Source organism: Rhodoblastus sp. 17X3 (genome assembly GCF_030056575.1).
Classification (GTDB): domain Bacteria; phylum Pseudomonadota; class Alphaproteobacteria; order Rhizobiales; family Beijerinckiaceae; genus Rhodoblastus.
In genome coordinates this window covers 20,487-27,288 of the sequence record NZ_JASHHX010000033.1, presented here as the reverse complement: position 1 = coordinate 27,288, position 6,802 = coordinate 20,487, and the positions used below count along the sequence as shown (strand labels likewise).

Below are 6,802 nucleotides of genomic sequence, written 5' to 3'. Positions count from 1 at the left end.
GTTAATTATTTAAATAAAAATTAATAATTTTATTTTTTTTTTTCGTTGTGTTTGTTTTTTTTTTTTTTTATAGTGTCTGGGTGTGGGGGTACGAATTGTTCGTCTAATAGACGGCGCGCGCCGGCGCGCCGGCGCTGACGCCGATCGGCGTCAGGCCATAATAGCTTTCGATCGTGTTGAGCAGAGAATAGTGATTGGCGACCGAGTCGTTCGTGACGCCCGCCGGGACGCCCGCGCCAACGACGATGGTCGTGACGTGATTCGGCAGGGTCACTGCGGGATTGGTGTTGTTTTCGTCGAAAGTGATGATCAGCAGCGAATTATTGGCCTGCGCCCAGGCGGCGTAGGCGGAGATATTGGCCTGGACCCAAGCGTCGCCCGCCGAAATTCCGCCGCCATTGTCGCTCAGCGGCGTCAGGTTGTGGGTGTCGTTCGGCGTCACGAAAGAGACGGTGGGCAGGTTGGCGAAGCCGGCCGCGGTCTGGGGAAAGGCGCTGAAATTGTAAGCGTCGGCCGCCGAATTGGCGAAGTGGGTCCAGGGCTGACGTTCGGGGACCGCGCTGGTTTCGGCGTAACCGCCGAAAGTGTAACCCTTGGCGGCGAGCGCGCTGGCCAGCGTCGGGACGCTGGCCGAAAATTGGGGAAGAGGACCGTTGGTGGTGACGCCCCAGGTCGAGCCGGAAAACAGCGCAAGATAATTGGGCTGGCTCGGATGCGACTCGCCGCTGAAGTTGGTGAAGAGCATCCCCTGCGCGATTAGCGAATTCAGATAAGGCGCCGCCGGGTTGCCAACGATGTCGCCGAAATTCTCGTTCTCAAGGGTGAGGACGACGATATGGGTTGGAGCCGTGGCCATGGATCGGATCTCCTGGAAGGAAATCGAATGCGCCCCCGCAGTCGCGCATGAGCACATTCCTCAGAATTTCGACTTTGACAGGCGCCTACGAGCGCGCGCAATGCGCTGGCCCTCGTCCGGTACGTAAAGGTACCGGCGCAAACGTCGAGTTTGGGACGCTATTTTGGGCGAAACGCTGTTTTTTTTGGCCGAAGGCGATACGTCTTTTGAGCGATTCAATTGTCTTTCGACGGGATCGAGGAACGTAAGGCCTGGCGCGCGAGGTTATGGCGCTGTCCGACATGCCGACATCAGAACGGCGCAGCCGCCACAGGCGATAAAACGCGCAGGCGGGCTTGCCAGGAATTTTTGAATACGGTCGCCAATCGGAGCTATCGCGGCGATTTGGCGCTCCACGCCACCGGGATGACAGGCGCGCCGGACTTCGTCCGGAAGGAGCGCGCCCGGTCGAGCGACAGGGCGTCGAGCAAACCAACAGTGTCGTCGGCCATGTCGCGGAGAGCATAGGGCACACTCGGCAGATGACCGGCCAAGAGCGTGGCAGTCAGGGAGCGAAATCCGGCGCGCCAAATTGGATGAAAAGTGTCGAATGCCCGGCGTCGCGGTTGTCGAAACGGATCACGCGGATAGCCCCGTGACGCTGGTTCCTCGCAGAACGGAGCCGCCGAGGATCAGAAGCGGCGCGTTGACAGCGGCGACCCGCGCGCCACGCTCTTTCAGCGCGCGTTCAAGCCGCAGGTCCACCGGCTCGCTGACTTCAAAATTTGCTTGAGAATAAGAAAGGAAAAGACTGCCCCCTACTCCATTCCGGAGCGCAATCCCGCATGCCCGAGGCCGTTTGGTCCATCGGCGGCGATGAAACGAGAGGCCGGGAGCATCGCCGCCGAGCGCCAGAGCCTTGGTTCGCCTAGCCGCGATGGACGAGCGGCGAATTATCCTCCAGCGCCAGGTCAACCATTAGCTCATGGGCGAGCGCTTCAAGGGACCGGCGGAGTTCTTCGACATGGAGCCCGTCGGGCAGCGTCAGCCGCGCTTTAGCCTTGAACATGGCTTCGCCCGAGAACGACCCGCTCACACGTTCGCTTTCGAGTTCTGCGATATTGACGTTTTGCGCGGCGAGGACGTGCGATATGTCTCGGATGATGCCGGGCCTGTCGAGGCCGACCAGTTCGAGTCGCAGAGAACGGCCGGCGACCGCCGTCTGCTCATCGCTCCTCTCGATAATGAGGCGCAGCCCCTCCGTTTCCAGTTGGCGCATCGATTTGACCAGCGCGTCCGCTTTTTCCGGCGCGATGGCGACCAAAAGCATGCCGGCGAATTGGCCGGAAAGGCTGGCCATGCGCGCATCGAGCCAGTTGCCGCCGCCTGCGGCGATGGTCTCTGAAACCGCACTCACCAGACCCGGCCGGTCGCGGCCGATGACGGTAAGAACGAGATGTATCTGCATGGGCGCGCTCCTCTTGCGCCTGAGAATACTCGAAGCTCGGGGCCGCTCATAGCCGCCCTTGGGTCCATCCTTTGTCTCCGGCGACAGGCCTGACGGCAGGATTGCGCCAACCGCCGTCATTCGACCAACGTCGATTGAAGAGACTGCTCCAAAGCGGCCCACACAGGAGCGTCCGGCGCCGGTCAAACTATTGGCGCCGGCTGGCTCCCAACGAGCGATGGGCAGTCCGCTATTCTCGCAAGGCGCGACATGTTAGGTGAACTGCGCGCGAAGAAGGATCGTCCAAATGTTGCGAGCGAGGATTTGCCTGAGAGCCGGATGCGCGGCTCTGCTTATGTCGCTGGCCGCCTGCGCCGGACGCCCCGAGGGCGGCTTGATCCCGGTCGCGAAAACGGTTCCGGGCGCCAGCACGGTCGATATATTGGCGGCGACGACACGAACGCCGTCAAAGGCTCCTGGTCAATTATACACCGGCGAGCGCGACAACAATTTGAATTTCGCGGATATTACCGTCTCGATCCCGCCCGACGCAAACCGCAGGATCGGCGATGTTCAGACCTCCTCGTCGGAGCCAGGCGATCCGTCGAAGGAGTTCGTCGCGCTGAAGGCCAACCGCCTCGACGAGGCGGAAGCGCTGAAAATCTTTCATGAAAAATTGAGCCGCACCCACAAACGGCAGGTTCTGGTTTTCGTGCACGGATTCAACACGCGTTTCCCCGAGGCGGTGTTCCGGCTGGCGCAGATCGCCCACGATTCGAATCTCGGCGCGGTTCCGGTCCTGTTTACCTGGCCGTCGCGCGGCAATCTGTTCTCCTATACCTATGACCGGGAAAGCGCCAATTACTCCCGCGACGCGCTCGAGCGCCTGCTGCGAGGTCTGCAACGCGATCCAGCGGTGGATGAGATCGACATTCTCGCTCATTCGATGGGAAACTGGGTGACCCTTGAAGCCCTGCGGCAAATGGCGATCCGCGATAAACGACTGGCGCCCAAAATCAAGAGCGTGATGCTGGCCTCGCCGGACGTGGACGTTGACGTCTTTCGCCGGCAGATCGTCGATATGGGCGAGGACCGGCCGCCATTCACGCTTTTCGTGGCGCGGGACGACGAGGCTTTGGGCGCGTCGCGGAAGGTCTGGGGCGATATCCCCCGCATCGGCGCTGTTAATCCGCAGGAGGAGCCCTATCAGTCGATGTTCCGGGAGGCGCGGATCAATGTGATCGACCTGACCGACGTGACCACGGATGACAAGCTCAAGCATTCGAAATTCGCCGAAAGTCCGGAAGTGGTCGCAATGATAGGACGCCGCATCGCCGGAGGCCAAAGCTTCAATGATGGCAAGGCCGGGCTTGGCGAGAAGGTCGTGCAGGCGACGGCCGGCGCGGGAGCCACCGTCGGCCAAGCCGCCGGCATGGCCATTTCGGCGCCGATCGCGATCGTCGATCCCCGCACCAGGGAAAGCATGGGCTCGCAGTTCGACAGTCTTGGCGAGAACGCACGCTCAACGGTAGGCGACGCGACACATTATTGATTTTGCGCCCGAACCGAACGGGTTTCCCGGAGGCGCCTTGCCGCCCCACTTCGATGACGATTAGACCGCTTTTTCCGCTTGGCGCCGTTTCCGGACGCCGGTCCCGGCGCGGCAAAGCGGCCATGCTCTGGAGCGGTCAAGCCGGATTGTTCTGATCCCGCGCCGCCGATCCGCGCGAATGCGGCAGGAAAGCCGCGAGCGTCAAGCCGACGCATGCTGCAACCGCCGCAATGATGACGCCGGGCATTCCGGCAAAGCCCGTCTGTCTTTGCAGGGTCTGGACGACATAAGGCGCAGCTCCGCCGAACAGAGCCGTCGCGGTGGTGGCGCCCAAGGCCAGACCGGTCAGACGCACCGCATCGGAGAATTGTTCAGCGGTCGCCGTCGCGCCGACGGCGCTGACGCCACCGCCGAGAGCCGCCAGAATGGCGACGCCGGCCATCGCCGCCCCGGTGGAGCCGCCAGCGATGAGTTGAAACATCGGGACTGGAAGAATGACGCAGGCGAGACAAAGCCCCAGCAAGACAGGTTTGCGCCCGGCGAGATCGGACAGCCAGCCAAAGCATGGCGTCACCGCAATGACGACCAATGCTGCGATACTGGAAAATTCAAGCGCCCGAGCCTCACTGCCCCGTCCCGCCGTCGCGAGGAAAGAGGGGACATAGGTGATGCCGATGTAATAGGTAACGGACCCCAGAGCCGAAATGGCGAAGCCAAGCGCAACGCCTCGAGCTTGGTTGCGCAGGACATAGATGAGAGGCCGGATCGCGCCAGGGGCCCCGACCGGCTGTCCCACAAAAAGCGGCGTTTCCATGATCGCGTTGCGCGCGACCCAGACCACGCCCGCCAGCGCTCCGCCAAACAGGAATGGAAGCCTCCAACCCCATGCGTCAAGCTGGGCGACATCGAGCTTGCGCGCCAGGACGGCGCAGAAGCCGACCGCCAACAATCCGCCAATTTCGCTCGCCGCCGCCGCAAGGGACGTGACAAAACCTCTTCGATGAAGTGGCGCACTTTCGAAGAGATAAGCGACCACGGCGGTATATTCCCCGCCGACGCTAAATCCCATGATGCATCGCATCAGGATCAGCGCTCCTCCCGCGACGGAGCCGACCTGGGCGTAGGTTGGCAGCAAGGCGAGGCACAGCATCGTCAGAGTCATTGCCGCCATCGACATGAGCAGCGTCGGTCGCCGGCCATACCGGTCGCCGAACAGGCCAAACAGGATGGCGCCGAACGGCCGCATCAAATAGGCGATGGCGAAACCTGCCAGCGTTTTTCCCAGAGCCATATCGTCCTGGCCAAAGAACACGCGCGAGAGGGTTGGCGCGAAATAGAGGCAGAGCGTAAAATCATACCACTCGACCACCGTGGACAAGGCCACCGCCAACATGGAAACGGCGCGGCGCGGGCCGGCGGCGGTCACGCGTCATCCCTGGCCAATCGCAGGCCGTTCAGTCGACACCTCTGATCGGACTCAAGGAAATCGCTACAAGTTATGCGCGATTGGCCGCAGGGGGACGCGCGACCGTTTCCGAGAAGAACAAACTGTCCGCTCATTGACATCCCGTCCGCCTTCCCCATCGCCTGGCCCGATCCGAAAGCCAAGATAGGTCCGCCAAACGTCGCCCGTTCTCGCCTATGCCGGTAAGACTGGACCGAAGGCGGCGGCGACGCAATCTCGGAGCTCCGCACGAGTTGCAATTGCGGGCGCGCCCGCGCTCCCTGCCCTATTTCTCGGGAATTCCATAAGCGAAACCCGATCCCTTGAATCCGACGAACACCAGCCCCGGCTGACCTCCATCAATTTCCTTAAACAGGGCGAAAGCGGAACCTTTGTCCTTGAACATTCGCCTTTTTTCCTTTGTAGCGGCGAACGCGCCCTGTAACGTTGCCCGCCGACAAACAGGCTGAGGTCGGAATTTACGCTCCGACGAAGCCGGCGCGCGGGTCGCCGAGGTAGATGCTCGAAACGCTCGATTCGGAGATTTTTTTGTTATGGCGCAAATCGACCGCTCGCTCATCGCCGCCTTACCGTCCTTTGTCGGCATGGGGCCTGAGGCCCTCGACGACGTGTTGGCTCAGGCGCGACCCTTGCGCGCCCTGAAAGGCGCGGCGGTCTTCAACCAGGGACAAAACGCCGATGAGTTTTTTCTGCTGCTGCACGGTCGGCTGCGCGTGACGCGCATCACTCCACAGGGCGAGCAGATGGTCGTGCGTTTTGTCGGGCCGGGCGACATGTTTGGCGTCGCCATGGCGATCAAGAGCGAGACCTATCCCGGCACGGCGACCGCAGTCGTCGATTCCCTAGCCCTGGTTTGGCCTAATTCTGCCTGGACAGGACTGATTTCCCGTCATCCGGCGTTGGCGCTCAACACTATGGGGACGCTGGGCGCGCGTTTGCAGGATTCACAAACGCGAATTCTCGAAATGTCGACGCAGCAGGCCGAAAAGCGCGTCGCCCATGCAGTATTGCGGCTTGTCAACCAAGCAGGCCGCAAGACCGACGAAGGAATTTTGATCGATTTTCCGATTTCCCGGCAGGATATCGCCGAAATGACTGGCACGACGCTGCACACCGTCAGCCGCATCTTCAGCGCCTGGGAGGAAATGGGGCTGGTCAAGGGCGGCCGGAGACGCATTCTCGTGCGCGACCCGCACGGTCTATTCATGCTGGCGGAGAAAGCGGAATAGCGAGCAATTCTTCGAGCAGCCCCTCCGCATCGACGCAATGTTCGCGAGCGGCGTCGGCGACGGTATGGAATGGTCCAATTGGACAACCGACACATCGAAGCCTTCTGCGAAGGAACACCCTGATCGTCGCCGGACGCCATCGCATCACGTCGTCTACGAGGGTCTCTACGTCTATCTCACGAGATTTCGGATCGGTCGACATAGGTGGAAGTCTTGCGCGTTCTCGCCGGCGTTTCGTTGCGCTGAAGCAAGCACAACCTCCGATCAAACATCT

6 protein-coding genes are annotated in these 6,802 nt (G+C 61.3%); 2 read left to right on the top strand and 4 right to left on the bottom strand.

Going from position 1 to position 6,802, the window contains the following annotated elements:
• Positions 1–103: 103 nt before the first annotated feature.
• Together QM467_RS19170 and QM467_RS19165 are read right to left on the bottom strand one after the other, a co-directional pair.
• A complete protein-coding gene (locus QM467_RS19170; protein WP_283367944.1) occupies positions 104–856 on the bottom strand; it encodes an alkaline phosphatase family protein in 753 nt (250 codons plus the stop codon).
• Positions 857–1,763: 907 nt separating this feature from the next.
• The gene (locus QM467_RS19165) at positions 1,764–2,489 is read right to left on the bottom strand and encodes a glycine cleavage system protein R (protein ID WP_283367943.1); all 726 of its coding nucleotides are present in this window, start codon (positions 2,487–2,489) and stop codon (positions 1,764–1,766) included.
• A gap of 148 nt (positions 2,490–2,637) precedes the next feature.
• Between QM467_RS19165 and QM467_RS19160 the strand changes: the two genes are divergently transcribed.
• A complete protein-coding gene (locus tag QM467_RS19160; protein ID WP_283367942.1) occupies positions 2,638–3,834 on the top strand; it encodes an alpha/beta hydrolase in 1,197 nt (398 codons plus the stop codon).
• Between the two features lie 136 nt (positions 3,835–3,970).
• Here the strand turns inward: QM467_RS19160 and QM467_RS19155 are convergent, their stop codons facing one another.
• A complete protein-coding gene (locus QM467_RS19155; protein WP_283367941.1) occupies positions 3,971–5,260 on the bottom strand; it encodes an MFS transporter in 1,290 nt (429 codons plus the stop codon).
• Between the two features lie 572 nt (positions 5,261–5,832).
• Between QM467_RS19155 and QM467_RS19150 the strand changes: the two genes are divergently transcribed.
• A complete protein-coding gene (locus QM467_RS19150) occupies positions 5,833–6,528 on the top strand; it encodes a Crp/Fnr family transcriptional regulator (RefSeq protein WP_283367940.1) in 696 nt (231 codons plus the stop codon).
• On the opposite strand, the gene QM467_RS19145 is transcribed toward QM467_RS19150, so the two are convergent.
• Positions 6,503–6,730, bottom strand: a complete 228-nt coding sequence (locus tag QM467_RS19145; RefSeq protein ID WP_283367939.1) for a DUF1858 domain-containing protein — start codon at positions 6,728–6,730, stop codon at positions 6,503–6,505. The genes QM467_RS19150 and QM467_RS19145 overlap by 26 nt on opposite strands.
• Positions 6,731–6,802 lie beyond the last annotated feature (72 nt).